At 61.1% G+C, this 447-nt stretch carries 1 pseudogene; it reads right to left on the bottom strand.

Annotated elements, in window-relative coordinates:
• Positions 1-447 (bottom strand): annotated as a pseudogene (locus IB273_RS31285) (hypothetical protein); the annotation flags it as partial.

Genomic DNA, 447 nt, shown 5'->3' with positions numbered 1-447 from the left:
CGGTGCGGGTGTGGCCCAGCAGTTTGTCCAGCGGCTCCATTCTTTTCGCGGTGTAGCGCCATTCGCTTTCATACTGGATGACCAGTTGCGCGATGGACTGCGCGCGGGCGGGGATTTCCAGGGCTCTCTTTATCTTGGCGGCCGTAAGCTTGTTGTCGGGGCCTTTGTCCCAGCGGTCGGCCATGGCCTGGAGCCCGAGGTCGGAGTGCAATTGCTTGAAGTAGGCCATGCCCTCTTCGAGGGGATTGACGTTGACGATGATGTCGTAGCCTTCCCAGGCCCAGGGACTGACCCACGGGGTGACGCCCACTTCTTCGCAAACCCAGCCGTCGATGAGGTTGCCGGTAGCGTCATTGAGCAGGCCATCCAGGCGATACCAGTTGCGGGCCTTTTGTTCACCTGCGGCAGGGAGCTGGATTTTCCATTCGGCGCGCAGGCTATCCAGCA

Origin of the sequence: Pseudomonas sp. PDM19 (assembly GCF_014852215.1) — a bacterium.
In the GTDB taxonomy this organism is placed as follows: domain Bacteria; phylum Pseudomonadota; class Gammaproteobacteria; order Pseudomonadales; family Pseudomonadaceae; genus Pseudomonas.
This window is presented reverse-complemented; position numbering and strand designations above follow the sequence as displayed.